Raw genomic sequence first — 26,599 nt, forward strand, 5'->3', positions numbered from 1 at the left:
GGCCCAAACAAAACCACCAAGGGACGACTATGAAAAACGAGAGCATGCAGTACGATGTTGTCATCGTCGGCTGCGGACCCGTGGGTGCAACGCTGGCGCATATTCTGGGACAGGCCGATATCAAGGTCCTTGTGCTGGATCGGGAAAGTGCTGCCTATCATCTTCCCCGCGCCGTGCATTTTGACGACGAGGTCATGCGCACCTTTCAACAAATCGGGATTGCTCAAGAACTCGAAGCTGTATGCCGGCTGAATGTCGGCATGCGTTTCGTCGATCCTGACGGCAGCATCCTACTGGACTGGCCTCGACCCGACGCAATCACTGCTTTGGGCTGGCACTCGAGTTACCGTGTGCATCAGCCGGACCTCGAAGCTATTCTGCGGGAGCGGCTTAAAGCCCACCACAACGTAACAGTGCATACGCGATGCGAGGCATTTTTTATCGAGCAGGATGAAGATGGCGTCGATCTGCGATACGAGGACATGAGTTGTGGTCGTATTCGACGGGTACGCGCCCGTTATGTGATCGGTTGCGATGGTGCGCGTTCATTCGTGCGCCGTTTTATCGAGACCGATATGGAGGATCTCGGCTTCCACGAGCGGTGGTTGGTCGTCGATTTGCTGCTGAAGCGCGAAAAACCGGAGCTTGGTGACTGGTCTCTGCAACATTGCGACCCCGCCCGCCCGGCCACATATGTTCGCGGCCCAAACAACCGGCGCCGCTGGGAGTTGACGGTTTTACCGTCTGAAGACAGTACCGAAATTGCCCGCCCGGAGAATGTCTGGCCGCTGCTTGCTAAGTGGCTGACACCGAACGAAGCGGATATTGAACGCACGGCGGTCTACTGGTTTCACTCTCTGGTGGCGAACGAATGGTTGCGGGGCCGGCTATTCATCGCCGGGGATTCAGCCCATCAAACGCCACCTTTCATGGGGCAGGGCATGTGTGCCGGTATACGTGACGTTGCCAATCTGGGCTGGAAGCTGATCCACTGCTTGCGTTACGGGCATGATCCTAAACTTCTGGAAACCTATACAACGGAGCGTAGGGAAAATGCCCGAACCTTTATCGCAACGGCAGTCAGGCTTGGGGGGCTGATCAATACCAAAGACGTGCGATCAGCCCTCAGCAATGCTTTTCCGCGACCGGATGGCGGTGCAAAGATGGAATCGCTTTACCCTCCCATCGGCCCGGGCCTCGTCCATACAACGTCCCCGCTTTTCGGACAGCCGATCATGCAGGATGGGACACGTTTCGACGATGCCATCGGCTATGATTTCTCGTTCCTGGTCGATGATGTTTTTCTGGCGGGACTGGAGACGACACTGATGGAAAGACTCCACCTTGAAGGGAAGATAGTGCGGGTATCGCAAACGAGGGATGGGGAAAAGCATCTCGCTGGCGCGAAAGCTGCTCTTATCCGTCCTGATCGTTATATTCTGGCGAAGGTCCGCTCCGAGGAGGAACTGGGTCGTGTTCTGCAACACATCCCGCCCCGGTTGAGTTCTGCTGCGAAAAAACAGGTGCGTAACATCGCCTAAGAAGACAACCCCTACGCTGGAAAGAGGACGAAAACTTCGCTCTCGACCCATTCATATGGTATCGCTTTGTTACGGTTGATCACGAACGACCGGCGGGACGAAGTCGGCTGATCGGTGTTCATCTCGGATATACGGAGGTCATTGTCCGACGCGCTGTCTGACAGGAGGAGAATATGGAAACAGCACCATGATGAAGGCTCCGAGCCATGGAAGGGACGGTGCTGTTCGTGCATTGGTGCGAGGACTTGCCGTGCTCCGGCAGATCAATCTGCTTGGAGAGGCGCGCCCTGGAGAGATAGCGGCGGCGCTCGATCTTCCTCGCCCGACGGTTTATCGTTTGCTGCAAACCCTCGAGGAAGAGGGGTATGTTGTCTTTTCTTCGACGAATAATCGTGTCCGGGTTACGAGACTGGCCGCCAGCCTGGGCGACGGTTCGGCACGGACTTCGGTGTTGTGTCAGGCCGCGGGCCCGCTATTTTCTGAGTACATGCCTAAGATCGTCTGGCCCCTCGATCTCAGTGTCTATGAGAGCGCCGCGATGGTGATCCAGGAGACTACGCACGGGCGTAGCCCGCTGTCGGTAGATAAAGGCATGGTGGGTTATCGTATGCCGGTTCTTCGCACCTCCGCCGGTCGGGCCTATCTCGCCTTCATATCCGATGAGGAAAGACGGTTGATTATCGAGCACATTCTGCGGCTCGGACATCCAAAAGACTTGGCATTCTTCGAAAGCACGGCCCTCGACGGGTTCTTCGAGGATATACGAAGGAAAGGCTATGCGACCCGCGAGGCGGGCGAGTTCCGACCGAACACGTCGTCAATCGCGGTGCCGGTGATGCTTGATGGTGCAACGATTGCCTGTGTCTCGATCATCTGGATACGATCCGCACTGACCATCAAGGAAGCCATTGAAAGCTATGTGAGCCCTATGTTGGAAATTGCCGGGAGGATTGCCGATACTGTGAGATCCGCCTGACGAAACTTTGAGTCGCTGCCATTCGATCTCAGTGGTGGCAGAACGACATATCTATAGCCCTATACCCATCCTCGTTCTTTTCGTTCGAGCTTGAGCAGTTGCCCATCCACGTAACAAGCCAAATCACTGCTTTAGCGAAAACGTCATCGGGCCTCGGGCAGTGGCTCACGCTCCAGCCATTCCGGATCGATTTCGGGCAGCGGAATCGCGTCGAGCAGCGCGCGCGTATAGGCTGACTTCGGGTTAGCAAAGACCTGGTCGCAGGCTCCCGCCTCGACGACCTTGCCGAACCGAAGTACATAGACGCGGTCGCAGATGGCCCGGATGACGCTGAGGTCGTGACTGATGAAGGCCATGGATAGGCCCATGTCGTGCGAAAGGTCTTTCAACAGGTTGAGAACCTGCGCCTGGGTGGAGACATCGAGGCCAGAGACGATCTCGTCCGCCAGAACGAAGTCTGGTTCGAGAAGGGCGGCGCGGGCGATACCCACCCGCTGGCGCTGTCCGCCCGATAGTTCGTGCGCATTGCGGTCCAGTATGACCTTGGGCAGGGTGAAGCGATCGAGAATTCTTAGGACCTTCGCCTCAGCCTCTGCCGCGTTGGAAACCAAGCCGTGCAGCAGCATCGGCTCCACCAGGATACGGCGAATGGAATGGCGTGGATTGAGCGACGCCATCGGATCCTGGAAGATCATCTGCATGCGCCGACGCAAAGGTCGCATCCTGTCATCTGTCAGGTGAGTGATATCCTGTCCGTCGAACCAAATCTCGCCGGCGGAGGTATTTACGAGACGCAGCAGCGCCCGACCCAGCGTCGTCTTTCCCGAGCCGGATTCGCCTACAATGCCGATCGTCTCACCGCGTGCGATGTCGATATCGATACCATGCAGCACCTTGTGGCCAGCGGACTTGCTGAAAAATCCGCCCGCGCCATAGGCGACTTCTATGCCGTGCGCTGTGAGAAGCATATTGCTCATCAATTTATTCCGATCTCGGCGCGCAGTTGCTCGAACACCGACTGTGGCACTGGCTCCAGACCACTATCAGGGCGGTCGTAGCGCGGGCCCGCTGCCATCAGGGCTTTGGTGTAGATATGTTGGGGGCGCTGCAGGACGTCGGCAGTACTGCCCTGCTCAATCACTTTACCGGAGTAGAGCAACGTCACACTGTCACAGATCTGGGCGACGACGCCGAGATCATGAGTCACGAATATGACGCCCGTGCCATGAGCGCGCTGCATGCCGCGAATAAGGCGCAGGATCTGCTTTTGAACGGTTACGTCGAGCGCAGTTGTCGGCTCGTCGGCAACCACGAGTTTGGGTTCGAGCGCGAAGGCAGAGGCAATCAGCACACGCTGGCGCATACCGCCCGACAGTTCATGGGGATAAGCACGCAGAACGCGCTCAGGGTCGCGAATATGCACTTCCTCCAGCAAGCCAAGCGCGCGCTCACGGGCTGCCTTGCTGGACAATCCGCGTTTGAGCCGCAAGCCATCCGTTAACTGAGCCTCGATGCGACGGCCTGGATTGAGCGCCGTCTGCGGGTCCTGCGGGATGAGTGAAATCTCGCTGCCCATGATCTCGCGCATTTGCGGTGCGGGCATGGTCAGCAGGTCCCGGCCTTCAAAATCAATGGTGCCGCCGGTAATGCGGACCGTGCGCGGCAGGATGCCAAGCAGTGCTTTGGCGATGGTCGATTTGCCCGCGCCGCTCTCACCAACAAGGCCGCGCACCTCGCCACGCTCGAGCGTCAATGCGACGTCGCGGAGAACGGGCGCGCCGCCGTCCCGATCCGAGACTGCTGACAGGTTGGTGATGGAAAGAAGGGGTTCGGTCATCGGCGCATCATCGGGTCAAGGGCACGGCGCAGGCCGTCGCCGAGCTGGTTGAAGGCAAGAACTGTCAGGAACAGCATTGTGAGAGGCGCTACCAGCACCCACCATCCCTGATAGATGATCTGTCGGCCCTGCGCGATCATACCACCCCAGGTCGGCGTGTCGGAGGAGACGGAAAGACCAACGAAAGAAAGAATAGCTTCGACGATGACGGCGATACCCATTTCCAGACTGATGAGCGCGATCAGGACCGGGGCAACATTCGGCAGGATTTGGCCGATCAGAATCTTGAAGCGGGAGAAGCCGAGAACTTGCGCTGCAGTCACGTAGTCCATCTGCGCTTGTGCCATGGTTTCCGACCGGACGACCCGACAGAAACGTGTCCAGTCGATGATGACGATGGCCGCGATGACCGAATGCACGCCAGCGCCGAAGACTGCTACCAACAGGATCGATAGCAGCACCGGCGGGAAAGCCATCCAGATGGCAACGAGACGCGAGATGACGGCATCCACCCAGCCGCGATACCAGCCGGCGAGCAGCCCAAGTGCGGTGCCGACCAATGCCGCTAGACCCGCGGCGATGAAGGCAACGAGCAAGGCAATGCGCGTGCCGTGGATCAGGCGCGAAAGCACGTCGCGGCCAAGATCGTCTGTGCCGAGCCAGTAGCCGGGTTCTGCGCCAGCATAGCCTGAAGGCGGCAGCGTGGCGAGCATCAGGTCCTGTTCGAGCGGGTTTTTGGGAGCGAGCCAGGGCGCGAAAATGGCGATTAGCAACAGACAGAGGATAAAACCGCCGCCAAGAATGACTTTGGGTTCGGAAAGCGCTGCGCGCATTGACTTAACCATGGCGCAGCCTCGGATTAAATGCGGCGACAAGGGCATCCACCAGGATATTGATAGTGATGAACAGCGCACCGAAGACCAGAACAAGGCCTTGAATGAGCGGCAGGTCGCGGTTGATAACAGCGTCGATGGCCATATTGCCGATGCCAGGATAGGCGAAAATTCGCTCGACAATGACTGTACCGCCAATCAGGAAGGTAAACTGAACTCCTGTTAGCGCGATGGTTGGGCCGACGGCATTGCGCAGCGCTTCCTGCAAAACCAGCCTTAGCGATGACATGCCTTTGAGCTTGGCGAGCAGGACATAGTCCTGCACCATGGCTTCGAGCAGCGCCTCCTTGAGCACGCGGGCAATAATCGCCGCGAGCGGCAAGCCAAGTGCCAGAACTGGCATGGCCATATGGGAGGCTATGTCGGCGAACTGCGTGAAGCGCAGGCGTAGCAGGCTTTCGAACAGATAGAAGGGGGTTGCAAAATCGCTCTGCACGCTCGGATCGATCCGCCCGGACAAAGGCAATATGGGGAAGACCACACCCAGCAAAAGCACAAGCGCCAGTGCCCAGACGAAATCCGGTACGGCCAACACCACGCCGTTGACGGTATCGATGACAGGTTCGGCTGGTGTGCGGCGCACGAGGGTGCCGACAACCGCTACCGTAGTGCCGAGCAGAATAGCGAAGAACAGTGCGACGAAAGCGAGCTCAAGGGTCGCCGGCAGGCGTTCTGAAAGCAGCTCCAAAACATTGCGGCGCAACGAGATGGATGTGCCGAAATCGCCTGATAGCAGGGATTTTAGCCAAATTATGAATTGGCTGAAGATGCTGCCATCGAGTCCATAGTTCGCGCGAAGCTGCGCGATCTGTTCGGGAGTAGCGCCCGGCGAAATCATCATAGCGATAGGGTCGCCAGGAACGACGCGCAGGAGGACAAAAACCACAACCGCGACACCAAACAGGGTCACTGCCGCGAGAACCACACGGTTCAGGATTGAAAGAGCAAGCAGTTGCATTGCTATGGAGCCTCATGCGGGCATACGAAGACGCTATGCGAGTGTGTCCGGCTGAATAAGCCGGACATCAACCAAGCGATGGAAGGCCGGGAAACTTGATCTCCGGCCAACATGCAATCAGGCCCTCGATATGAGGGTCGGCTGCAACGCGCCCGAAACGTTTGGAATGGCCTTGAGGGTCGACTTGTAGATGATTGGCTGTGCATATTGCAGCAACGGCAGCACGTAACCCTGCTCCGCAATATACTTGCATACGGCTTTCCAACCAGCGATACGCTTGGCCTCGTCTTTCTCACCCCATAGCGGCGCGATCATGTTATCAAGGTCATCCGTGTTCCACACCGAGTGCGGGGATGGGCCGAACATGGCAAAGCCCGTCGAGGTGGTCGGATCGCCGATTGCATTACCCCAATTGTAGAAGGCAGCGGGCGCAAGCTGGTCGGCGGCCCGCAACTCATAATGCTTGGCGATCTCGTAGACCTCGATCTCTGCCTCTATGCCGACTTTGCGCCACATGCCGACAATGGCCTGAACCATTTCGTAGTCCTTCGGCTTAAGGCCACGCGTGGTCTGAATCTTGAACTTCACGGGCTTGTCGGTCGAATAGCCGGAGTCGGCCAGCAGCTTCTTGGCGAGATCCGGATCGTAAGGAACCTTGATCGATGGATCATAGGCCGAATATTCCGGCGCCTCGAGCGTATCGATCGGTACGCCATAGCCGCGCAGAAGGCGCTTGACGATGGCTTGCTTGTCAATGGCGTGACAGGCGGCCAAGCGCACATTCTTGTCGTTCATCACCTCGATATTGTTGATGAAGATCATGCCGATATCGGAAATCGGGGTGGCAACGCCCGCCAGGCCTGGCTTTTCCTTCAGGCGATCAAACTCTTCATAGGGGATTTCCAGCGTGACGTCAGACGAGCCGGATTCGATCTCGGCGACTCGGCTGGTGCCATCAGGCACGAATTTGAAGATCACGGTTTCGAAGGCCGGCTTGCCGCCCCAGTAGTTGGGGTTGGCCTTGAGCCGCAGAAACGCGTTGCCCTCATAGGCGTCAACCATATAGGGGCCGGTGCCAATGGGCTTCTTCTCAAAACCTTCCGCGCCAACCTTTTCGTAATAGGCTTTGGGCAGAATGTAGCCGGTGAGGAAGGCCATCCACATGAAATAGGTGGGTTCGAAGCGCAGCACATCACCGGTGATCTTGTTGCCTTCTATCTTGTAGTTATCGGCTGTGGACCAGACAAACTGGATCGGGTTGCCGGTCTTGTCGTTGGCGGCGCGTTCCAGCGCCCACACCACGTCTTCCGGAGTAAAAGGCGAGCCGTCATGCCAGGTCACGCCCTCTCTCACATCCATCCAGACCTTGGTCTTGTCATCGTTCCAGCCCCAAGCGGTCAGCAGTCCCGGAACGAATTTGAGATTGGGGTCCTGGCCGATATACTGATCGAAGATCGAGCGGTAGATCGCCTGGATCGTCGGGTTGACCGCCGACGGACCGACGGTCGGATCGAAGGACGGAAGATTGACGTTGAAAGCGATGGTTAGCGTGTCGGTTTCTGCCGCCTGCACCGGCACACGCCCTGCCAGAATGCTCGTCAAAAAGGCAGCAGCGCCCATACCCAACGTCTGGCGACGGGTGAATTCAGTCATGTTTTGCTCCGCGTTCCCCTGATCCCGGCTTTTTTGAGCGTTCCCGCGCTCGCCAAGGTTATTTATTGGTCGGAATATTTTAATCTTAAAATAGTGCCGTTTGGCTGGCAAGCGAATTGTACATTTTTGACATTAATTTAGGTGGAACTATATGCCTATGCATATGATGTCTTCCACGCCTTAACCCGCAGATCGGCGCAAGTGCCAATTCACATCGCCCTTATTCGTAATTTCGCGAATATGCTGATTAAGAAATATGATTCTGCATGGGTTCACGGATGCAGTCGCAGACCAACCGCATCCGCCTCAATGCAATCCTATTTCAGCGAGGACGCGAGCAACATGCCGGAGCCGCCTCCCAATCCTGGACCCGGATGGGTCGACGCGCCAATATGATAAAGACCGGGCACGTGGGTGCGGTGATTGACCGACGACTTGAAGGGACGCCAGATGAAAAACTGATCGACGCCGCAGAACCCTCCATAGGGGTCGCCACCGACGAGGTTCATATTCATTGCCTCAAGATCTGGTGGTGAATAAGACTTGCGGGCGATGATGGTCTCGGCAAAGCCCTCGATATGCTGAGCGAGGATACGCTCGACACGGTCGGCATAGTGTTCGCGCAGTTCGTCGGTCCAGCGGCCATCGGCAGGCGTGGCGAGTTCTCCGGCAGCGTCGCCTTCGATATGTCGCGGGGCTTCCGGCAATTGCAGCCAGAGGATCGCCTGGCCTTCCGGCGCGCGCGACGGGTCGAGTGCGGTCGGCTGGCCGACACAGACGGTCGGGACCGCTGGCAACATGCCACGGTCGCACTCGTTGGCCGCGCGAGAAACACCGTTAAGGCCCGGCGTGAGGTGCAAAAGCGCCACTTTCGACAGATTCTCGCCGCCCTTCCAGCGCGGCGGCGACTTGAGCGCGTAGTGTATCTGCATGTCGCCCTTGCCATAGCGATAGGTCCGCAGCCCATCCGCTACGGCTGAGGGCAATGGCCTGCTAGAATTTTTCAGAAGGCGGCCATAAAGCTGGTTGGGCGTGACCGAGGCGATGACGCCTTTGCTCGCCTGCAGCACTTCGCCATCGGCAAGCTGAACACCTGTGGCCTGTCCGTTGGGGCCTTCTATTATAGCCTCCACATCCGCTCCGGTGCGGATGGTGCCGCCCTGATCCGTAATGAGTTGCGCAAACGCCTTGACCAGATTTTCGGCGCCGCCTTTGACAATCGGGCAACCCGCCAGTTCGATGGCAAAACCGATGACCCGGAGCATTGCCGCAGAATAAGTGCTCTCGGGATTGAGTCCGCAATGGAGCACCCAAGGGGCAAAGAGCCCGCGCATCACATCGGACCGATAGGTGGTTTCGAGATGATGGCGACCGTTGACAAGTGCCTCGCCGAACCACGCGGCGAGATTGCGGAGCCCACGATTCCATGCCTCCTTCAGCACGGTTTTTAAAATGCCACCGGACCAGAGCGAACCGCCGAGCAGGGAGAACATGAAGGGAGCGTCGGCACCCATCCGGTCCATCTCGCGGGCGAAGGCCTGACCGTCGCCCTCGGCGAGCGCGTCGAAGGCTGCAATGTTGGCTTTACGGTCTTTGGACAGAATTGCATGTCGCCCGTCGGCCAGTACGACGCCGGTGGGCAGGTCTGCATGGGCGAATTCGAGGCCGCGCGCCTCGAGATCCTTGCCGAGTGCGCCATAGGCGGGCGAGGTCAGGAATAGAACCATGGTCGTTGCCATGACGTCATGGCGGAAGCCCGGTGCAGTGATCTCTTCCGTGCGCAGGCAGCCGCCAAGCCGATCACTGCGTTCGAGCAGCAAGACCTTTTTGCCCTTTTTGCCAAGCATGGCAGCCGCTACCAGTGCGTTTATGCCGCTGCCAACCACGATATAGTCGTGTGCCGTCATCGTGTCGTCGCTCCCCTTATAATTGGCCGATGGGCAGTCCTGCGCTGGCCCTATGCCGATTACTTTGTCTCCAGTGCTAGCACGCGCTTCGGCGAGCCTGTTCTACCAAGGCCAACAGAGAATCTTGCGACATCATATCCCCCCTCATCTGCTTCTTAAAAAAGCTTGATATGAATTTTCTTGAAGCTTAAAAGATATCATATGTGATTGCAATGAAATGCCTTTCTTAAGGGTGAACTTTCTAACGTATCGGGCCTTCAATAGTTGCGGTGAATCTTGGTCTGATTTTGTGAGATCAGAAGCTCCGCCAACGTCGACCTGCGCCGTTATATGCATTCGAAAATAATGGGGGCCTGAATGAGTGGACATGACAATGAGTTCGATGCTGTCGTCGTCGGTGCGGGGCATAATGGCCTTGCTGCCGCAGTGCATCTGGCGGCAAAAGGCTGGCGGGTTGCTATTGTCGAAGCGGCATCGTCTCCCGGCGGCGCAGTCAAGACCCTGGAGTTGACGGAGCCGGGCTTCCGTCATGACTGGGCTGCCATGAACCTGTCCATGTTTGCGGGATCAGCTTTTCACGCAACCTATGCCGCCGAACTTGCTGCCCAGGGTCTCGAATTCGTACCGGCACAAAATTGCTTTGCGAGTGTCTTTCGCGACGGCACTCATCTTGGCGTATCCAGCGACGTGACGGTAACCAAAGTAGGGATTGCAGAACTGTCGCCGGTCGACGCCGAAGCGTGGGCAACGATGCTGTCTGATTTCGAGCGCAATGCGCCACATATCTTCGGCCTGCTGGGCTCGCCGATGCCTTCATTTGCCGCAGCAAAGACGGCGTGGAAGGCTTATCGTGCGCTCGGCGTGGATAATCTCTGGCGCATCGCGCAGCTTCTGCTGGCGACGCCACGTGATTTTCTTGACGCCAATTTCGAAAGTCCCAAACTCAAAGCTATGATGGCCGCTTGGGGTCTGCATCTTGATTTTGCGCCTGACGTTGCAGGCGGAGCGCTGTTTCCCTATCTCGAATCCATGGCCAATCAGGCGTTCGGCATGGTTATTGGCAAGGGAGGCGCAGATACGATCATTCGCGCGATGGTGGAACTCCTGCGGGAGAAGGGTGGACAACTCATTCTTGGCCAGCGTGTCGAAAAGATCAATCTCGATAACGCCGGAAGGGCAACGGGCGTGGTTCTGTCCGATGGACGCACGTTGAACGCGAAACGGGCGGTGATCGCCAATCTCAATCCCAAAGTGCTGTTTGGCACGGACATGCTTCCTCAGTCGGTTATCCCGTCAAAAGTTCAGAAGGCAACAAAGGCTTTTCGTGCCGGACCTGGCACGATGATGATCCATCTAGCTCTGGATGAGTTGCCGAACTGGACTGCGGGCGCAGAACTCAAGCGTTTCGCTTATGTCCATATTGCCCCGGACCTTGCCATGATGGCGCGGGTTTACGCGGAAGCGATGGATGGATTGTTGCCCGAAGAACCGGCGCTTGTGGTTGGCCAGCCCACAGCTATTGATCCATCGCGTGCACCGGAAGGCAAGCATGTTCTATGGGTACAGGTGCGTGTCCTCCCGGCAGAGATCAAGGGCGACGCGGCCAATGAGATTGCGGGGAGGGATTGGAACCGTGTGAAGGATGCCTATGCCGATAGGGTCATCGGCATTCTCGAGCGCTATGCACCCGGGATTGGCGGTATGATCCGGGCTCGCTCGGTCTATTCTCCCGCAGACCTTGAGCATGAGAATGCCAACCTTATCGGTGGTGATAATCTCAGCGGCTCACATCATCTTGACCAAAACTTCCTGTTCCGCCCCATCGCAGGCTATTCGCGCTATAAAACACCTGTCCGCTCCCTTTATATGTGCGGCGCCTCCACTTGGCCCGGTGCCGGCACCGGTGCCGGCTCGGGCTTCATGCTTGCAAAGATGCTCGCCGGAAACTGATAGGTGGAGGGAGTTAGGTTCCAACTCCCAATGCGACTATTTGGAGTATCGCGCCAATGCGAACTGTTTTATTGGCCAGGATGGCTGGCGCAATTCTACCAAATCCGCGACGATGCGAGCCATGCCTGGGCCTATGCCAAAGCCATGACCGCTCATTCCTGTGGCAATCGTAAGCCCGCTGATGTTGGCTTGATCTACGACGGGCAACACGTCGGGCATGGTGTCGATCATGCCAGCCCAACTTCGTATAATGCGCGGCGTTCCGATTTTCGGGAATGCCGCGGCGAATTGCTTGAGAACCCGGCCAAGTTCTTTCTGATTAGGCTTCGGATCTAGCATGCGGCACCTTTCGAACGGTGTTTCGTCGGTTTTCGACCAGCGCCGGGGCGTTCGCCATGCATCTGGATAATTCTGCGGAGCGGAAAGCCGGAAACGTGTGCTTGTGAAATCTTCACGCAGCTGCGGAATGTAAGCTGAAAAGTTTTTGAAGGCATCCGGGCCGATGAAGAAATCATGTGTAGACCACGGTGTTAGTGTGTAGCCCGCGTCCGCGCGTCGGCGCAAGGCGATACGATCATCGGCGGCAGCGGCATCATGCGGCGAGTGTGCTAGTTCTATTTGCAGGGCCGAAGATAGAACAGACAGTTGGGGAATGTGAATATCATGCCGTTTCAGAAACAGGGCGCTCCAAACGCCTGCCGCAACGACCACTCGTTCGCATTTCACATAACCGCTCTCAGTGGCGACACCTTGAATGTGATTGCCTGTAATCTCCAATGTGCGAATGGCACAGTTTTCGCGAATGATGACACCGTCTTCTGCGGCTGCCCGAGCGAGTGTCGGAACCGCAATGAACGGTTCAGCCATGGCGTCGGACGGTGTGGTCATACCGCCAATCCAGCCTCTACCTTGAGGTATCATCGCCCCAATTTCGCGTTGAGATAACATGCGCGTATCGACGCCGTATTGGCGTGCACCGTCAAGCCATTGCGCGAATTTTTCGAGCTTGGCTTTGTTGCGTGCGAGATAAGTAATGCCTTGCTGGCGAAAGCCGATTTTTTCCAGAATCTTTTCGTTCAAGCCTTTCCAGAGATGGATTGTGTCCATCATAATGGGCAGTTCCGCATAATCGCGGCCTTGCTGACGGATCCATCCCCAGTTCCGGCTCGATTGCTCGCCAGCGATACGGCCTTTCTCGCAGACGAGGACCTTCAGTCCACGTTTATGCAGTTCCCAGGCCGTCAGAACTCCGATGATACCACCGCCGATGATCGTTACGTCAACAACATCCGGAAGAGGGCCATCGAATTGTGGAGTATTATCAAGATTAATAGGAAATGCAGACATCGGATTTCAGAATCTCGTGGGACTATAAGGTGCTAAATTGATAGGAGGCGTACGTTCGCCGACCAGATCAGCAACAAGCTGGGCGGTTATAGCGGAGAGGGTTACCCCCAGATGCCCATGTCCGAACGCATAGATTACATCGCGGCATTTATGCGCTCGGCCAATCACTGGCAATGTGTCAGGCGTTGAGGGTCTGTGTCCCATCCATTCGGATGTCGGGCTCCAGTCCTTGAGCGCTGGTACGACTTGAACAGCCTTTGGTAGTAGAGCACGAATGCGCTTGTAATTTGGTGGTGCTTTCAGCCCTGCCAGTTCGTCGCCACTTATCAGGCGCAAACCGTCATGCATTGGAGACAAAACAAAGCCTTTGCCAGGAATGACGACTGGACCACGTAACAATGACTGAGACCCTTCACCGAAGCTGATGTGGTATCCGCGTTCGCTTTCAAGAGAAATCCTGTCTCCCAGCTGCTTTGTGAACATGATGGACCATGCCCCCGTTGCGATAACGAGACGGTCATAGCGTCGTTCTCCATACAGAGAATAGAGCGCGACACCACCCTTTTCTAAAGGTCCTACAGAGCTGATATGCTCGCGAACGAAGTTCGCACCATAGGTTTGTGCAGCGTCTAGGTAGATGCGAGCCAGTTTCTTCGGAAAGCGGACATTTCCTGCTTTTGGCTGATAGAGGCCCTTAAAACACGAAGTGGGATTGAGCGCCGGTTCAAGATCCAGAAGCGAGGACTGGCTGAGGATTTCGTGGCATACGCCATGACGTGCCATAAGCTGGCGTTCAAGCGCGGAGCTTTGAAAGTCTCTGGCACTGTCATAGACTTTCAGCCACCCTTCTTGCGTGATCATGTCCTTGGCTGTAGCAATCGCGGTGAGCTCTTGATGGGCTATCAGCGCTTGCGAAACGAGTGGATGCATTGCTGCAGCTATGCGGTCAACCGCTGCTGTTGTGCCTGCCGCGATGAAGCGCTTTATCCAAGCCAGCGCTTTTGGGGTATGATGAAGACGCAAGACCGCCGGAGAGTTGCGGTTGAATATATAGGTTGGAAGAGACCTGACCACGGTAGGTGTCGCGGTTGGGGTGATCGAACCTGTGACGATAGCGCCTGCATTGCCATAGGAGGTTCCCGCGCCTGGTTCCTCATCGCCAAAGACTGTGACGCTATGACCTTCTTTGGCAAGAGTGAGCGCGGCGCTACAACCGACAATTCCTGCACCGATAATGGCAACAGAAAGTCGTTCACCGTTTTGCTGACGATGCTGCATGAGTATCGATCGATCCCAATTGTGCGATTAGAGCGCATCCCGAAAAGTGTGAAACGGTTTTCGGAAAAGATGCGCGTTAAAACAATGGATTAGAGCGCCGATCTGATCCAATCAGATCGAAACGCGCTCTGGAGCCGCGTCAGTGGTGGAGAACTTTGCTCAGAAAATCGCGCGTACGTTCGTTCTTCGGGTTTTTGAAGAAGCTTTCCGGTTCGCCGCTTTCAATAATCGAGCCACGATCCATGAACACGACGCGGTCGGCAACGCTTCGCGCGAAACCCATTTCATGGGTGACGACCATCATTGTCATGCCTTCTTTGGCAAGGCTGACCATGACATCCAGCACTTCATTGATCATTTCGGGATCAAGCGCGGACGTGGGCTCGTCAAACAGCATTATCCGCGGCTGCATGCAAAGCGAGCGCGCAATGGCGACACGCTGCTGTTGGCCGCCCGACAGCTGGCTTGGATAATTGTTCATGCGATCAGCGAGACCCACTTTAGCAAGCAGCTCCTTGCCGCGTTTCTCTGCTTCAGCTTTTGATAATCCGCGCACATGAATGGGAGCGAGGGTTACATTCTCCAGCGCCGTTTTATGGGGGTACAGATTGAATTGCTGGAAGACGAACCCGACTTCCATGCGCAACTCGCGCAGGGCTGCCGCTTTGGCGCTCAGATCAATGCTGTCCACAACAAGCTTTCCAGATTGAAAAGCCTCCAGTCCATTGACACATCGGATCAGAGTGCTCTTGCCGGATCCGGAAGGCCCGCAAACCACGACAACTTCGCCTTTGCTGACTTTCAGATCGATATTGTTGAGCACATGAAGCGTGCTGCCGAACCATTTGTTCAGACCCTGAAATTCAATCATTAGACCTGTCCAGTTACAAAATAGGAGATTGCGTGCCGCGTTCGATGCGACGTGAAAGATAGATCATCGGATAGCAGACGATAAAGTAACCGATGCCGACGACGCCGAACACCAGCAGACCGTTCGGAATATTTTGCACGATCATCCAACCGGAACGTGTGAGGTCCATGATCCCGATTGCGGAAACCACGGAGGAATCTTTAACCAGCAGGATGAATTGTCCAACCAAAGAAGGACGGACAATCCGCAGAGCCTGCGGCATGACGATTAGCCGAAGCTGTTGCGCATAGGTGAAACCTGAGGCAATCGCCGCTTCGGTCTGTCCGCGCGGAACCGCTTTGATTCCAGAGGCGACGATTTCACCGATAAAGCATGCTGACAGATTGGAAAGTGCTATCACGCCCGCATTGAATGCAGAGAGTTCAATCCCAATGGTTGGCAGAATGAAGAAGCAGATGAAAACCTGCACCAGGAATGGCGTACCGCGAAACAGATCGATATAGAACCCGGTTATCGCTGATAACCATCGATTGCCGCTGCCGCGGAGCACCCCGAAGATCAGTCCAATCACCATCCCGATGATGAGCGAAAGGAGTGACAGCGCAATAGTCATACCGAGGCCCTTCAATAGGACGGGCCAGAAATTCCACAAGCGTTCGACTTGAAACCAAAGCATGTGCGCCTCCTTTAGCGTTCCGGCATGCGGTTGAAACGCGACCAGGTGCCTGCCATCGTCTTGAGCAGATAATAGATCAGCAGGAAGCCCGCGGCCGTTGCTGCAAGCCCTTCAACGGGCATGAAGCGATCAAGCGCGATCTGCTGTCCGACGCGGGTAAGTTCAACGACGGAAATCAGCGAAAGGAGGGACGAGTCCTTCACAAGCACGATTGCCTGTCCGATCATCGGCGAAATTGTCGGACGCACTGCCTGCGGAAGAACGATAAGGCGCATGCGCTGTAGATAGGTGAAGCCGGAGCTCAAGGCCGCTTCGAACTGGCCGCGCGGAATGGAAAGAATGCCCGAGCGAATGATTTCAGCAACGTATGCACCGGAATTAATTGAAAGAGCTATAATGCCGATGACCATTTCCGGCAGGATGACACCAAGCCGCGGCAGGCCGAAATAGAGAAAATAGAGTTGCGCGAGCAGAGGCGTTGCGCGGATAAGATCAATATAGGCAATGCCGACCCTACGCAGCCAGCGGGAAGGCTGGATGCTCAGCGCACAAGCAACTATGCCTAGGACCATAGCGCCGGTGAAACCGGCGGCCGACAACATCAATGTATTCAGAAAGCCTTGCCAGAGATCTGGCAGGTATTCTGAAATGATCCGTATGTTCAGATTGCCAAACATGTCTCACCGATTGGATTCAATTTCTTATCAAAGGTGCGGAACGGTGCGCCCCGCACCTTTGCGGGTATTAGTGGTCGGCCTGCCACTTGTTTGAATTGACCCAATAATCCATGTTTTGTTTCAGGCGACCGTCGAGCGTCACATTATCAAGAAACAGGTTCGTCCAGATCATCAGGTCCTGAGAGTCATAACGCACCGCATATGCAAGTGGCTCGGCGCTGAGCATCTCGGGGAATACTTCGAAAGTCCCTTCAGGATAGTTCTGAACCTGGGCGGCGACCGCCGTATTGTCATTGACGCCGCACTGAGCTTGACCGGATGCAACGGCATCCAGAACAACCGTACCACCACCCTTGAATGCCTTCACGGTCGCTTCAGGAAAGTATTTCGGCATGTTCTTTTCTGCAGTAGATCCGAGAATAACAGCGACCGTCGTTCCAGGTTTCTTGCAGTCTTCCACGCTCTTGAAATCGCCGCCTGCAGCAGTGAAAGCGACAGTGCCCACGTGAATCCATGGCTTGGTAAAGGCAACCTTGGTTGCACGGCTCATGGTGGCGGTCATGTCTGCCGCCAGTATGTCTGCTTTACCGGAAAGGAGCGCCGGAATGAGGCCATCCCAGTCGAAATCAAGATAGGTTACCTTGACACCCATTTCCTTGGCCATCAGTTCGGTTAACTCAATGGCGCTTCCCGTGCGCTTGCCATTTCGGTCCATGAAAGAATAGGGCGGGCCTTGCGTCTGTACCGCAACGCGCAGTTCGCCACGGGCGAGAATATCGTCAAGTGTTCCCGCGTGTGCCGTCGTGGTCTGCGCAGCAGTTCCCATAAGCGCAAGAAACATTGCAGACGCCATGAGCGCATTGATTTTCTTCAACATTTTGTTTCAGTTCTCCCTCGTTAGGCAATAGTCGATCGTCTCCGCGCAAAGCGGTTAGTTAGAACAGTCATTTTGGTGGCGGGTTATTGAGCCTGCTTGTCGGCCTCTTCGTCTTCCCATACGCCGCGCGGCAGGCTCAGCCACTTATTATGGGACTTCATGACAACGAAGGTCTCGCTGCCCTGAATTGTTCCTGGCTCTGCCAGTCCGGGCAGCAACTCACTCGTCACCCGGTATAATTCTTCCATATCGCCCTCGAACATCACTTCGCAAAGAATGTCGTATCTTCCGGTGACGATACTGACGGAGGTGACGAAAGGCAGCTCAGACATCTTTCTCGCAATTTCGTCGAGACGACCCTGTCCGTTCGCGTGAATGCCCATCATTGCCACGACAAGTTCGGGGCGCTCTGAAACATTCACCACGCCGGAAATCTTGAAAAGCTTATTCTCGATAAGGTTTTTCAATCGTGCCCGGATCGTCGGTGGGCTGAGCTCAAGACGTTCGGCAATCTGGTTGGCACCATCGCGCGCATCGTCTGACAAAAGCTTGACCAGCTTACGGTCGATCTTGTCCAGCAATGCACGCATTGAATACCCCTCTTGCTTTTGTTAAGGCATAGATATTTCAATCTGCTGCATCGCGTCAACTAAAATTTTCTATTAGAGAAAATTAAAGGCACAATTTTTTGGTTTTGGAAAAGTTAGGCGGCATGCGGTTCCTGGCGCAAGCGGGTTTCTAATGGGCAAGACACATGTAGAAACACCGAATGGATCCTACGCGTGTCAGAGCATCGAACGACTGAGGCCGCCATCAATTGGCAATGCCACGCCATTGACATAGCTCGCCGCTTTGCTCGCAAGGAAAGCCACGACCTCGCCGAACTCCTCTGGCGTACCGTAGCGTCCGATTGGAATTTCTCTCTGGCTTTCGGCTGCGATGACAGCCGAATCCACGCCGCGTTCGGCAGCGTCCAGCTCGTCCAGACGCGTGGTCCGGTGTGTCGCAAACCGGCCCGGCATGACGACATTGACGGTTACGCCATCTCCGGCCACTTCACTTGCAAGCGTCTTGGCCCATCCCGCCAGGGCTGATCTCAAGGCATTGGACGCGGCGAGATTGGGAATGGGTTCGCGGATGCTTGTCGAGGATACCGCGATGATCCGACCGAAACGACGTTCACGCATTGCTGGCAGATAGTGAGCGGTGATCTCGATCTGGCTGAGGAACATGCTTCTGATCTGCGTATTCCAGTAAGCTTCGTCATATCGTGATGCAGCTACCGGGGCGGGACCTCCGCCATTGAGAAGCAGGATATCCACACTGCCGACGGCGCTGTCCACATTCTCCATCATTCTTGAAACACTGCTAGGATAGTTGAGATCGCAGGTAAAAGTCACCACTGAACCCGCATATGTGCCGAGGCGCTCTTCCGCTGTGCGCAATGCAATCTTGTCTCTGCCGACGAGGACGATATTCACACCCTGCTTCGCCAGAGCTTCCGCAACGCCTAATCCAAGTCCTTTGCTTCCCCCCAAAAGAAGCGCGGTCTGCCTTTTGTCATCCATGGTTATACTCTAACTCAAAAACTGGTTTGACTGATTGATCTGGTTGCATTGACGATCAAAGCGATATCGTCATCGGTGGTGCTCAAATGCACGGAGGCTCGAAGTAGCTCCGAAATCCCGCGTATCGACATGTCGTAAGGCGTGTAACCGGGTCCGTTCATGCCAATATTGATACCCTGATCAGCGAGGCGTTGCTTTGCGGTTGCACAGGCAACGCCATTGATTGCAAAGGTGACAGCAGCGCCTTTGCTGTTTCCGAGATCGAGCAGCTGGACGCCCGGCACTACAGCAAGTGCTTGTCGAAGAATAGCTGCTTTGTGGTGAAGTTTTAACCGGATGCGGTCCACACCCAGGCTAAGGGCTTGTTCGATTGCTTTGCCGAGGCCGAGTTTCAGAGCTACTGATTCCTCCCCGAACTCAAAAGCCTGAGCACTGTTTGCCACCACAACGTTACCGTTGCTCAAAGTTGAGGACACGTTGTCGATGCTGCGCGGCACGATCTCTGCTGCAAGGCGGGGAGAAATATATGCCAATGCCGTTCCGCGTGGCCCGCGCAGAAATTTCCGCCCGCACGCGATCAGGGCATCACAGCCTATCTCGGCAACATTGATCGGCACCTGACCAATCGCCTGGCTTGCATCTATGATAAAAAACGCTGATGAACCGGCCTGACGGATAGCCGCGCCAATCGCGGCTGCCGGATTGATCAATGCGCTTCCTGCTCCAATCCAGGTTAGAGCGACAATGCGAACCTCCGATGAGAGGCTTTCACCGAGTGCGATAGGGTCTACCGCGCTCGTATCATCTGATGCCATTAAGGATAGCGATGCACCACTTAAATTTGCGGACCGTTGAAGACACAGAACATTGCCAATCCATTCCTGACGGCAGACAAAAATCTTGTCGCCAGCCGATAGCGGTATCGAAGCGATCAGGTTGCCATAAAGCTGACCATGACTGGTTCCGAAAGCCACATCCTGCGGAGCGCAGCCCAAAAGCTGTGCCGCCACCTGATAGCTATTCCTGATGGCATCTGATGCAAGCGCACCCGCCTCCATTGGACCGCGTTCTGCTTCCAGGCGCAGATGGTCAACGACTGCCTGAACCGTTTCTGGGGAAGGCAGCCCGGCCCCGCTATGGTTGAAATGCACGACGGACATTTGCGGGTCCTTTGATCAACGAATGTGGAAAACGGCTTCGACTTCGACCGGCACATTCGCCGGTAGTCCCGCCACGCCGATGGCAGAGCGCGCATGGTTGCCCCGTTCGCCGAAGACCGCATTCATGATTTGCGAAGCGCCGTTGCCGATCTGCGAATAGGCCGTGAACCCAGGTACAGCATTAATGAAAACCGTAAGCTTGACGAGCCGGACGACACGATCAAGATTGCCATCAAGCGCTGCATTGGCCCAGAATATGACATTCGCGGCGCAAAGTTTTGCACTCTCGAGTGCCGTTTCTATATCAATCTCACGACCAATCTGTCCGATATGAGCAATGTTATCGCCTTTTTCGGGTATCTGGCCTGACACATACAGAATGTTGCCGACTTTCGTTGTTGGCGAGAAGGGTAATTCGGGCCGGGATAGTTGTGGCCAGTCGATACCACAAGCAGCCAGTCGATCTTCATAGTGGGACATTTGATGCTCCATTCCAGGTTTCTGATCTGATATTGCCAAGGGCTGCTCTCCTCGTGTATCCTTATAATTCTTAGTCAGACATAAGGATTTTTTATGGATGCAAGCTACGATCTTCGGCTGCTCAGGATGTTCATCGCCGTGGCTGAAACCGGCACCTTGAGCAAGGCAGCCGATCGTCTTGCGCGCACGCAGGCTGCGGTCAGCATGCAATTGCAGCGGATAGAAAAGGAGCTGGATAGAGAACTGTTCACGCGATCCTCTCGCGGCGTTTCTCTGACTGAAGCAGGAGAGAGCTTTTTAGCTTATGCGCGAAGGGTCATCGCGCTGACTGAGGATATGCAGCGTGGATTGGTCGATAAGAAGTTGGTGGGGCGTATTCGGCTGGGTCTCTTTGAAGACTTGGCCGTCACGCGTCTTCCAGGGGCAATTGCCCAGTTCAGGCAGAAGCATCCGTCGGTGGACATTGAACTAAGTTCATCCAACTCGGCACAGCTTGCGCGTTCCTTTGATGAAGGACGAACCGACATCGTTGTTGCTGATCCAGCTCGGTTCACTCGGTCGCCAATAAGTTTCTTGTCTTATCAACTTGTCTGGTGTGCAAGCCGATTGCTTGATGTGGATGAAAAGGGGCCGCTTCCTGTCGTGCTTTTTGAAACATCCTGTTCGTGGCAGGACCGTATGATCGCCTCTCTTGCAGAAGCAGGCATTGCATGGACTGTTGGCTGTCGTGTGAAGAGCTTGCCCGCCATGTTAGCGGCCCTGCGGGGTGGGTTGGGCATTGGAGTGCTGTTCTCCGAAGCGCTCACGCCAGATTGCGAGACTATAAATGGAAGATATAATCTGCCCATAGCGCCGGTCGCCGAATTTGGCATATATACGGCCGATGATCCTTCCCCGCTCGTCTCCGAACTCGCGAAATCGCTTGAGATGCTATCATAACGCGTTATTGGAACTCGCGGTGTTCGTCCGTAGCGTCAATCAAACCGGAACAATATCGAGATGATGATGAATGAAACTTGATCTCGAAACTTTAGGTTTTGCATTTGGGTATGGCTGCAAGCGAAACAAACAGTATCAATCTTTGACTTCATGAACCAAAACGGCTCGTTAGAGCGCGTTTCGATCTGATTGGATCAGATCTGCGCTCTAACTGTTTGTTTTAACGCACATCTTATTCGAAAATCGGTTCACACTTTTCAGGACGTGCACTAATAATACAATGAAATGCAGTGCAGCATACACGACCAGATTGACCGCCCAATGAAGATCGCTTTCTATTCTCCGTTGAAATCGCCTTATCATCCGGTTCCATCAGGAGACCGGCTGATGGCGAGGCTGCTTATTGCCGGATTAGAGCGTGCTGGCCATGAGGTGGAAGTCGTATCGGAGTTCCGCAGCTACATGAACGCCCCGTCACTCGAAGTATTTGCAGGTCTCCAGGCGCAGGCTGAACGGGAGATTGCAAAGGTTTCAGCACTCTGGCGATGCAACGGCGTCCCCGATCTGTGGCTCACATATCATCCTTATTACAAGGCTCCCGATTTGCTCGGACCGACACTTTCAGCGTCATTCGGCATAGCCTATGTGACAGCAGAAGCATCGCATTCCCCAAGGCGCAACATTGGGATATGGACGACGATACAGCAAAATTTATTGAAAACTCTCGATCAAGCCGCAGTCAATATCTGCATGACCGAACGCGACCGAAAAGGGTTGCAAGAGGCATTGCCCGGAGCCCGCGTCGCGATGCTGGCACCGTTTATCGACTGTGCCATGTTTACCGAGGTCGTGCCACGGCCAAAGCCGGGCAGGCTGATAACGGTGGCGATGATGCGCAGCGGCGACAAAATGGACAGCTATCGGATGCTGGCAGGAGCGCTGGAACTGCTTGATGTTATTCCGTGGTCACTTTCCATTGTCGGCGACGGTGCCTGTCGCGCAGAGGTGGAGACGTTGTTTGCTCGCTTTCCGCCTGAAAGAATTCACTGGCACGGGGAAAGGGGGCCATCTGAAATCGCGGCGCTGTTCGCGCAAAGTGCTCTTTACGTGTGGCCGGGTTGCGGCGAGGCTTACGGATTGGCTTATTTGGAAGCACAGGCGGCTGATTTGCCCGTTGTCGCTCAGGCCATTGCCGGTGTGCCGGAAGTTGTCGTTGGTGGGCGGACTGGCATTCTCACCCCACCGGGCGATGTGGTGGCATATGCTCACGCGATACGCGCAGTTCTGGCGAATGCCGAGATGCGCAACGATATGGCCTTTGCAGCGCGGCAATTCGTGCGCGACGAGCGGTCTCTGGAAGTGGCGTCCCGACGTCTTGACGATATTCTCAAACAGCATGTGGGCATTTTTTAATGGTAACTGATATCTGGGAGCCACTGAACCGCGAATTGGACCGATGGTATAAAGCTGGCAAACGCGCAGATTTCTGGCTGCGTGATGACGATGCCGTCGCTCCGACACCGGCCTTGACGCAACTACTTGATCTGAGCGCACGCCATTCTGTTCCAGTCGCTTTGGCCGTGATCCCTGAAACGACGGGGCAGCCGCTTGCAGAGTATCTCGGCAACTGGCCGCTGGCGACAGTCGTGGTCCACGGGTGGTCGCACACTAATTTTGCCAGCGAGGGTGAGAAGAAGCAAGAACTCGGCCTACACAGGCCGATTGAAATGGTCACAGCCGAGCTGAAAGCCGGTTTAACCCGTCTTGAGGCGCTCCATGCGGGTCACTTCGTCCCCGTTCTGGTGCCGCCATGGAATCGCATCGCGCCACCATTGATAGGCGTGCTCGCAGGTCTTGGATACGACGCCCTTTCGGTTTTCGGAGCGGAGAAAGAAGGTCCACTGCCGATGATCAACACCCATGTCGATCTGATGGACTGGCATGGAACACGGGGCGCCCGTGATCACGCGGCGCTGATTGACGATATTGTTCGTCGTCTGCAGGTGATGTTCGACGATGACGGGAGCATGGGCTTTCTGACCCATCATCTGGTCCACGATGAATCCGCTTGGCAGTTTCTTGAGGTGTTATTCGCTCAAACAGCATCTCATCCCGCCGGCTGCTGGATCGCACTACCGGATATGCTCGTTCAGCTTCAGGCTTAGACGTTGAAGGTCTGACCCTCACGGGCCGTGAAGGCGCCAGCAAACTCACTCGCCGCCAATCGATCAATCGCCTCGAGCTCAGCGTCCGTGCGGAGCGGCGAATGATGGATGAAAGCGACGTTCTTTGCGTCGGCTGCTTTGGCGAGCCGAATGGCGTGCTGCCATGACGAGTGTCCGTAGCCAACATGCCGCGCCATTTCTTCGTCAGTATAGGTGGTGTCGTAGAGGAAAAGGTCTGCGCCCTGAATCAAATCCAGCACGGCGGGATCAAGAATGCCGGGTTCATGCTCTGTATCGGTGATCAGCGCGACCGAGCGCCCGCCCCATTGCACCCGATAGCCGATGGCGCCGCCAGGATGATTGAGCCTTCCGGTCCTGATCTCAACATCGGGATGGGGCTGCAAAACGTCGCCCGATTGAAAATCCCGGCAGATCATTTTCGCGGGACAGATATCTATTTCAACGGGAAACCAGGGGGGGCGAATAAATTCCGAGACAATCTCGCTTGTGCTCATCTTGCCATACATAGGGCCGGACCAGAGTTCCACCGCCGAGCCGGCATCAAAGAGCGGCGCGAAATAGGGCAGACCGATAATGTGGTCGTAATGACAATGCGAAAAGAACAGGTTGAAATTCGAAATGCCTTCGGCGAGCAATGATTTTCCGGCGGGGAGGAGACCAGATCCGGCATCGAACAACAATCTGTGTTCACCACATTGCATCTCTATGCAGACAGTATTGCCGCCATATCGCTGGAAATCCGGCCCCGAAACCGGCAGGCTGCCCCGCACGCCCCAAAAACGCACCCGAAACACTGTGTCCCTCTTCTTTCTCCCGTCGTCCAGTTCCCAAGACCGCTGCTCCGTTGGTGCGAGGGTCATCCGACAAGAAAATCAACGTCTGTCCGACGGTTTCCGGTTTAGTCGCAATCATGGCATGTTAACCATGCGGCGAAGCATATGCGAGTACCGAATCTACGTTACTACTAAATATCTAGCACTCTTGTCAGTGGTATGAAGCACGAGACGATGGAAAGGAAATCTCTAGAGGATGGCATCTGAGCTCCCGTCCATTGCCGTGATTGCCGACGCGCATTTCCACGATATTTTTGGCGACTATGGCGCCGCTGGGTTCACAGTAAGCGACCGGGCTATGGCGTTACGCCCATTCGCCAATACAGTGCGTTCGACGCGGGTATTCAACGAGAGTTCCGCAGCATTGCCATACGCACTGGATGATATAGCTGCGCGGGGAATCCGCCATGTGGTCCTTCTGGGCGACTATTCGGATGACGGTCAGTTGGCAACGATGGCAGCTCTGCGGAAACGTCTCGACGATTATGCCCGGCGCTTCGGGATGCGGTTCTACGCCGTGCCCGGTAATCACGATATATTTGGTCCCGGCGGGAGGCACCGGTCGAAACGCTTTTTGAATGCACGCGGCGGTCGCGATCTAGTGACGAGCAATCCGAAGCGTAAGGCCGCTCCCGACGACGATGCCGTGATTATCAGCGTGAGCATGTATTGCGCGGGATATCCGGAGGGGTTGCGTTCGCTGGGCGATGTCGGGTTTTTTCGAAAGCCGGACTATTTGCATTGGGAGACCCCTTTTGGCATTGACGATCATCCATCGGCGAGAGAGTTCGAAATCCGCTCGCCTGATGGCCTGACGGTTCGCAGGCTGATGGATGCGTCCTATCTCATCGAGCCATTCGACGGTGTCTGGATGCTGATGATCGATGCCAATGTGTTTGTGCCGGTGGATCGAGAAACCGGCGATGGGGAGGGAGCGTTCACAGACAGCACCGATGCCGGATGGAACGCTATGCTGGTCCACAAACGCTTTATTCTGGACTGGATACGATCGGTTACGGATCGGGCCCGGACACTGGGAAAGACGGTCATCGCTTTTTCGCATTATCCGGCGCTTGATCCGCTGGACAGCACACGACATGACGAACGAGCCGTCCTCGGGCAAACGAGCCTCCTGGGACGCATCCCGGAACTGGATGTTGGCGATGCCTTGATTGATGCTGGTATCCGCCTGCATTTCAGCGGGCATCTCCACGTCAACGACACTGCTCGGCATCGCAACGCGAATGGCTTTCTGTTCAATATATCCGTGCCTTCGCTGGTCGCTTTCCCCGGCGCGTACAAGATCGTCCACATTGGGCCTCACCGGCTGGACATAGAGACGATAAGCATTGACGACATGAAGCTGGACGCCGACATCCTCCGCCAATATTCAACCGAAGTGGAAAGGGACAGGATCAATCCCGGAGCGTTGCTTCAATCCGCCAATTATGGGGAATTTCTGTCGAAGCACCTCGCGCATCTTGTCGGCAGGCGATTTTTGCGCCGTGAGTGGCCTGAGGAACTTGGGGAAGCCGTGAAGACCCTTGGACTACTGGATCTGGCAGCTCTGGCGTTGGTCGAGAGGCCCATTCGTTCTGGCGCGATTGCGGACCTTAAAGCTGCAATTGCCGATAGTGATATCCAGCAACAGCTGGCTGCTTCCGCCATCGAACATGAGCTTGATTTCACCTCGCTGTCGCGGATAGAAGTCATGACTTTTCTGGGCGACTGGTATCGCGTCCGGATGGGGAGTGACCTTGGGCTGGATGTTATATCGAAGCCACATCTCGCGGCTTACAAATGGGTGTCGGGCATCTATGCTCCCCGTATGAATGCAATTACGCCCGGCTCGATGCAGGAAGCTTTTGGCAGACTTTTCCAGATGTTCGACCGTTTCATTTCCGGTTTACCATCACGAGACTTCGTCATCGATCTTACAACAGGTGAGATTCAGCAACTTGCACTCCATAAATGTCTAGCCTAGAACATATC

General features: G+C 55.5%; 24 protein-coding genes. 7 read left to right on the forward strand and 17 right to left on the reverse strand.

Features of this window, described 5'->3' with window-relative positions; translation table 11 throughout:
* Positions 1 to 29 precede the first annotated feature (29 nt).
* Together JAU75_RS13935 and JAU75_RS13940 are read left to right on the forward strand one after the other, a co-directional pair.
* Entirely contained in the window at positions 30 to 1,541 is a 1,512-nt protein-coding gene (locus JAU75_RS13935) for a bifunctional 3-(3-hydroxy-phenyl)propionate/3-hydroxycinnamic acid hydroxylase (protein WP_199057112.1), read from the forward strand.
* A 187-nt stretch (positions 1,542 to 1,728) separates the two neighbouring features.
* Complete coding sequence (locus JAU75_RS13940; protein WP_199057113.1) at positions 1,729 to 2,517, forward strand: DNA-binding transcriptional regulator; 789 nt, start codon at positions 1,729 to 1,731, stop codon at positions 2,515 to 2,517.
* Positions 2,518 to 2,660: 143 nt separating this feature from the next.
* Here JAU75_RS13940 and JAU75_RS13945 read toward each other — a convergent pair whose 3' ends face one another.
* From JAU75_RS13945 to JAU75_RS13970, 6 genes are all read right to left on the reverse strand, one after another.
* Entirely contained in the window at positions 2,661 to 3,494 is an 834-nt protein-coding gene (locus JAU75_RS13945) for an ATP-binding cassette domain-containing protein (RefSeq protein WP_199057114.1), read from the reverse strand.
* Positions 3,494 to 4,354, reverse strand: coding sequence for an ABC transporter ATP-binding protein (locus tag JAU75_RS13950; RefSeq protein ID WP_199057115.1), 861 nt, complete (start codon positions 4,352 to 4,354; stop codon positions 3,494 to 3,496). Before JAU75_RS13950 ends, JAU75_RS13945 begins: the two co-directional genes overlap by 1 nt.
* Positions 4,351 to 5,199, reverse strand: coding sequence for an ABC transporter permease (locus JAU75_RS13955; protein ID WP_247880499.1), 849 nt, complete (start codon positions 5,197 to 5,199; stop codon positions 4,351 to 4,353). Before JAU75_RS13955 ends, JAU75_RS13950 begins: the two co-directional genes overlap by 4 nt.
* On the reverse strand, positions 5,192 to 6,199 hold the full coding sequence (locus tag JAU75_RS13960) for an ABC transporter permease (RefSeq protein ID WP_371836183.1): 1,008 nt from the start codon (positions 6,197 to 6,199) through the stop codon (positions 5,192 to 5,194). Before JAU75_RS13960 ends, JAU75_RS13955 begins: the two co-directional genes overlap by 8 nt.
* Before the next feature lie 123 nt (positions 6,200 to 6,322).
* Positions 6,323 to 7,858 carry an ABC transporter substrate-binding protein gene (locus JAU75_RS13965; RefSeq protein ID WP_199057118.1) on the reverse strand — a complete coding sequence of 512 codons (1,536 nt, stop codon included), beginning with the start codon at positions 7,856 to 7,858 and terminating at the stop codon, positions 6,323 to 6,325.
* Positions 7,859 to 8,175: 317 nt separating this feature from the next.
* Positions 8,176 to 9,765 (reverse strand): NAD(P)/FAD-dependent oxidoreductase, encoded by a 1,590-nt coding sequence (locus tag JAU75_RS13970; protein WP_199057119.1) that lies wholly within the window; start codon positions 9,763 to 9,765, stop codon positions 8,176 to 8,178.
* A gap of 357 nt (positions 9,766 to 10,122) precedes the next feature.
* On the opposite strand from JAU75_RS13970, the gene JAU75_RS13975 reads away from it, so the two are divergent.
* Positions 10,123 to 11,715: an NAD(P)/FAD-dependent oxidoreductase gene (locus JAU75_RS13975; RefSeq protein ID WP_199057120.1), complete on the forward strand. Its 1,593-nt coding sequence runs from the start codon at positions 10,123 to 10,125 to the stop codon at positions 11,713 to 11,715.
* 36 nt (positions 11,716 to 11,751) lie between these two features.
* Here the strand turns inward: JAU75_RS13975 and JAU75_RS13980 are convergent, their stop codons facing one another.
* The 10 genes from JAU75_RS13980 to JAU75_RS14025 all read right to left on the reverse strand — a co-directional run bounded on the left by JAU75_RS13980 (position 11,752) and on the right by JAU75_RS14025 (position 20,649).
* Positions 11,752 to 13,062: an FAD-dependent oxidoreductase gene (locus JAU75_RS13980; RefSeq protein ID WP_199057121.1), complete on the reverse strand. Its 1,311-nt coding sequence runs from the start codon at positions 13,060 to 13,062 to the stop codon at positions 11,752 to 11,754.
* A gap of 6 nt (positions 13,063 to 13,068) precedes the next feature.
* Complete coding sequence (locus JAU75_RS13985; RefSeq protein ID WP_199057122.1) at positions 13,069 to 14,340, reverse strand: FAD-binding oxidoreductase; 1,272 nt, start codon at positions 14,338 to 14,340, stop codon at positions 13,069 to 13,071.
* A 139-nt stretch (positions 14,341 to 14,479) separates the two neighbouring features.
* Positions 14,480 to 15,211 carry an amino acid ABC transporter ATP-binding protein gene (locus JAU75_RS13990; protein ID WP_199057123.1) on the reverse strand — a complete coding sequence of 244 codons (732 nt, stop codon included), beginning with the start codon at positions 15,209 to 15,211 and terminating at the stop codon, positions 14,480 to 14,482.
* A gap of 13 nt (positions 15,212 to 15,224) precedes the next feature.
* A complete protein-coding gene (locus JAU75_RS13995) occupies positions 15,225 to 15,887 on the reverse strand; it encodes an amino acid ABC transporter permease (protein ID WP_199057124.1) in 663 nt (220 codons plus the stop codon).
* A gap of 11 nt (positions 15,888 to 15,898) precedes the next feature.
* Complete coding sequence (locus JAU75_RS14000; RefSeq protein WP_199057125.1) at positions 15,899 to 16,564, reverse strand: amino acid ABC transporter permease; 666 nt, start codon at positions 16,562 to 16,564, stop codon at positions 15,899 to 15,901.
* A 67-nt stretch (positions 16,565 to 16,631) separates the two neighbouring features.
* On the reverse strand, positions 16,632 to 17,441 hold the full coding sequence (locus tag JAU75_RS14005) for an ABC transporter substrate-binding protein (RefSeq protein ID WP_199057126.1): 810 nt from the start codon (positions 17,439 to 17,441) through the stop codon (positions 16,632 to 16,634).
* An 83-nt stretch (positions 17,442 to 17,524) separates the two neighbouring features.
* Positions 17,525 to 18,031 (reverse strand): Lrp/AsnC family transcriptional regulator, encoded by a 507-nt coding sequence (locus JAU75_RS14010; RefSeq protein ID WP_199057127.1) that lies wholly within the window; start codon positions 18,029 to 18,031, stop codon positions 17,525 to 17,527.
* Positions 18,032 to 18,226: 195 nt separating this feature from the next.
* Positions 18,227 to 19,009, reverse strand: coding sequence for an SDR family oxidoreductase (locus JAU75_RS14015; protein WP_199057128.1), 783 nt, complete (start codon positions 19,007 to 19,009; stop codon positions 18,227 to 18,229).
* A gap of 14 nt (positions 19,010 to 19,023) precedes the next feature.
* Positions 19,024 to 20,169, reverse strand: a complete 1,146-nt coding sequence (locus JAU75_RS14020; protein ID WP_199057129.1) for an aminotransferase class V-fold PLP-dependent enzyme — start codon at positions 20,167 to 20,169, stop codon at positions 19,024 to 19,026.
* 15 nt (positions 20,170 to 20,184) lie between these two features.
* On the reverse strand, positions 20,185 to 20,649 hold the full coding sequence (locus tag JAU75_RS14025; protein ID WP_199057130.1) for a RidA family protein: 465 nt from the start codon (positions 20,647 to 20,649) through the stop codon (positions 20,185 to 20,187).
* Positions 20,650 to 20,742: 93 nt separating this feature from the next.
* Between JAU75_RS14025 and JAU75_RS14030 the strand changes: the two genes are divergently transcribed.
* The 3 genes from JAU75_RS14030 to JAU75_RS14040 all read left to right on the forward strand — a co-directional run bounded on the left by JAU75_RS14030 (position 20,743) and on the right by JAU75_RS14040 (position 23,753).
* The gene (locus JAU75_RS14030) at positions 20,743 to 21,588 is read left to right on the forward strand and encodes a LysR family transcriptional regulator (protein ID WP_199057131.1); all 846 of its coding nucleotides are present in this window, start codon (positions 20,743 to 20,745) and stop codon (positions 21,586 to 21,588) included.
* Positions 21,589 to 21,909: 321 nt separating this feature from the next.
* Positions 21,910 to 23,001 carry a glycosyltransferase family 4 protein gene (locus tag JAU75_RS14035; protein WP_199057132.1) on the forward strand — a complete coding sequence of 364 codons (1,092 nt, stop codon included), beginning with the start codon at positions 21,910 to 21,912 and terminating at the stop codon, positions 22,999 to 23,001.
* Complete coding sequence (locus tag JAU75_RS14040; RefSeq protein WP_199057133.1) at positions 23,001 to 23,753, forward strand: polysaccharide deacetylase family protein; 753 nt, start codon at positions 23,001 to 23,003, stop codon at positions 23,751 to 23,753. Before JAU75_RS14035 ends, JAU75_RS14040 begins: the two co-directional genes overlap by 1 nt.
* On the opposite strand, the gene JAU75_RS14045 is transcribed toward JAU75_RS14040, so the two are convergent.
* The gene (locus JAU75_RS14045; RefSeq protein WP_199057134.1) at positions 23,750 to 24,634 is read right to left on the reverse strand and encodes an MBL fold metallo-hydrolase; all 885 of its coding nucleotides are present in this window, start codon (positions 24,632 to 24,634) and stop codon (positions 23,750 to 23,752) included. The genes JAU75_RS14040 and JAU75_RS14045 overlap by 4 nt on opposite strands.
* A gap of 169 nt (positions 24,635 to 24,803) precedes the next feature.
* Between JAU75_RS14045 and JAU75_RS14050 the strand changes: the two genes are divergently transcribed.
* Positions 24,804 to 26,591, forward strand: a complete 1,788-nt coding sequence (locus JAU75_RS14050) for a metallophosphoesterase (protein WP_199057135.1) — start codon at positions 24,804 to 24,806, stop codon at positions 26,589 to 26,591.
* Positions 26,592 to 26,599: the final 8 nt, after the last annotated feature.

The organism is Ochrobactrum sp. Q0168 (assembly GCF_016427605.1).
GTDB lineage: Bacteria > Pseudomonadota > Alphaproteobacteria > Rhizobiales > Rhizobiaceae > Brucella.

Coding starts and splice junctions, on each gene's coding strand:
- JAU75_RS14030 (WP_199057131.1), top strand. CDS start 20,743: ATGGATGCAAGCTACGATCTTCGGCTGCTCAGGATGTTCATCGCCGTG.
- JAU75_RS14025 (WP_199057130.1), bottom strand. CDS start 20,649: ATGTCCCACTATGAAGATCGACTGGCTGCTTGTGGTATCGACTGGCCA.
- JAU75_RS13970 (WP_199057119.1), bottom strand. CDS start 9,765: ATGACGGCACACGACTATATCGTGGTTGGCAGCGGCATAAACGCACTG.
- JAU75_RS13985 (WP_199057122.1), bottom strand. CDS start 14,340: ATGCAGCATCGTCAGCAAAACGGTGAACGACTTTCTGTTGCCATTATC.
- JAU75_RS14050 (WP_199057135.1), top strand. CDS start 24,804: ATGGCATCTGAGCTCCCGTCCATTGCCGTGATTGCCGACGCGCATTTC.
- JAU75_RS14005 (WP_199057126.1), bottom strand. CDS start 17,441: ATGTTGAAGAAAATCAATGCGCTCATGGCGTCTGCAATGTTTCTTGCG.
- JAU75_RS13935 (WP_199057112.1), top strand. CDS start 30: ATGAAAAACGAGAGCATGCAGTACGATGTTGTCATCGTCGGCTGCGGA.
- JAU75_RS14035 (WP_199057132.1), top strand. CDS start 21,910: ATGAAGATCGCTTTCTATTCTCCGTTGAAATCGCCTTATCATCCGGTT.
- JAU75_RS13965 (WP_199057118.1), bottom strand. CDS start 7,858: ATGACTGAATTCACCCGTCGCCAGACGTTGGGTATGGGCGCTGCTGCC.
- JAU75_RS13955 (WP_247880499.1), bottom strand. CDS start 5,199: ATGGTTAAGTCAATGCGCGCAGCGCTTTCCGAACCCAAAGTCATTCTT.
- JAU75_RS14010 (WP_199057127.1), bottom strand. CDS start 18,031: ATGCGTGCATTGCTGGACAAGATCGACCGTAAGCTGGTCAAGCTTTTG.
- JAU75_RS13940 (WP_199057113.1), top strand. CDS start 1,729: ATGATGAAGGCTCCGAGCCATGGAAGGGACGGTGCTGTTCGTGCATTG.
- JAU75_RS14015 (WP_199057128.1), bottom strand. CDS start 19,009: ATGGATGACAAAAGGCAGACCGCGCTTCTTTTGGGGGGAAGCAAAGGA.
- JAU75_RS14040 (WP_199057133.1), top strand. CDS start 23,001: ATGGTAACTGATATCTGGGAGCCACTGAACCGCGAATTGGACCGATGG.
- JAU75_RS13990 (WP_199057123.1), bottom strand. CDS start 15,211: ATGATTGAATTTCAGGGTCTGAACAAATGGTTCGGCAGCACGCTTCAT.
- JAU75_RS13995 (WP_199057124.1), bottom strand. CDS start 15,887: ATGCTTTGGTTTCAAGTCGAACGCTTGTGGAATTTCTGGCCCGTCCTA.
- JAU75_RS14020 (WP_199057129.1), bottom strand. CDS start 20,169: ATGTCCGTCGTGCATTTCAACCATAGCGGGGCCGGGCTGCCTTCCCCA.
- JAU75_RS13975 (WP_199057120.1), top strand. CDS start 10,123: ATGAGTGGACATGACAATGAGTTCGATGCTGTCGTCGTCGGTGCGGGG.
- JAU75_RS14000 (WP_199057125.1), bottom strand. CDS start 16,564: ATGTTTGGCAATCTGAACATACGGATCATTTCAGAATACCTGCCAGAT.
- JAU75_RS13980 (WP_199057121.1), bottom strand. CDS start 13,062: ATGTCTGCATTTCCTATTAATCTTGATAATACTCCACAATTCGATGGC.
- JAU75_RS14045 (WP_199057134.1), bottom strand. CDS start 24,634: ATGACCCTCGCACCAACGGAGCAGCGGTCTTGGGAACTGGACGACGGG.
- JAU75_RS13950 (WP_199057115.1), bottom strand. CDS start 4,354: ATGACCGAACCCCTTCTTTCCATCACCAACCTGTCAGCAGTCTCGGAT.
- JAU75_RS13945 (WP_199057114.1), bottom strand. CDS start 3,494: ATGAGCAATATGCTTCTCACAGCGCACGGCATAGAAGTCGCCTATGGC.